The organism is Pantoea sp. Morm (assembly GCF_016643525.1).
In the GTDB taxonomy this organism is placed as follows: domain Bacteria; phylum Pseudomonadota; class Gammaproteobacteria; order Enterobacterales; family Enterobacteriaceae; genus Pantoea; species Pantoea dispersa.
In genome coordinates this window covers 1-861 of record NZ_VOQX01000265.1, presented here as the reverse complement: position 1 = coordinate 861, position 861 = coordinate 1, and the positions used below count along the sequence as shown (strand labels likewise).

The following is an 861-nucleotide window of genomic DNA, read 5'->3' as shown; positions in this document are numbered from 1 at the left end:
ATTTCTTCTCACTGCGCTGACAGGATGGATTCAGCGCTTTTTTTAGTTTTTAAAGGTGAGGAGAGGAACAATGCAAACGTACGACATGGTGTTTGAGGAGGCGTGCCGGCTGGTGGGGCAATGCTATCTGGAACTGGCGCAGCGCGGTGCCGCTACCGAAAAAGAGGTGCTGGCCAGCGAGTTGCGTAACCTGCAACTGCGTTATCGGGAATTAACCGGCGCGCCTAACCGCGCCGTTGAAATGGCGATTGGACAACTCAAACCTTGCTAACCCAGCCGCCCGGCCTTCAGCGCCGGGCTTTTATCTTCCCTCCACGGCAGCGATTAACCTGCTAGCGCCAGCGCAGTCAAACCATTTCCAGCGACTGCACGCCTTTGATTTCCATCACTTTGTCATAAATGCTATGCATAGGAAATCTGCGTGACAATGTCACCTCAACGCTCAGCTCGCACAGGCCGCTCTCTTCGTTGCGATTGACTACAGCGATGTGGCCATAGCGCAAATTTTCGCGCTGCAGTACCAGCAACACCAGCGGTACGCTTTTGGCTTTGAGATGGACGATGAGGGTGTGATGGCGGCCAATCAGCCAGTGGCTGATACGGCGGAACGTTTCCAGCACCACCAGCGCCAGCACCGTGCCGTAAATACCGATTTCGTACATCCCGCTACCGATCACCAGGCCAATCGCGGCGGTCACCCACAGGCCGGCGGCGGTCGTCAGGCCTTTCACAATCTGCTTTTGTATGATGATGGTGCCGGCGCCAAGGAAGCCCATGCCGCTGACCACCTGCGCCGCAATACGGCTGGGATCCAGCGCCACATGTTCGTTAGTCAGCATATCGGCAAAGCCATATTTTGAC

General features: G+C 55.9%; 2 protein-coding genes. One reads left to right on the top strand and one right to left on the bottom strand.

The window, feature by feature from the left end; translation table 11 throughout:
* The first annotated feature begins 70 nt into the window (after positions 1 to 70).
* Positions 71 to 271: a DUF2767 family protein gene (locus FT726_RS27440; RefSeq protein WP_010618426.1), complete on the top strand. Its 201-nt coding sequence runs from the start codon at positions 71 to 73 to the stop codon at positions 269 to 271.
* 76 nt (positions 272 to 347) lie between these two features.
* Here the strand turns inward: FT726_RS27440 and FT726_RS27435 are convergent.
* A partial coding sequence (locus tag FT726_RS27435) for an MgtC/SapB family protein (protein WP_346303863.1) occupies positions 348 to 861 on the bottom strand: 514 nt, incomplete at its 5' end.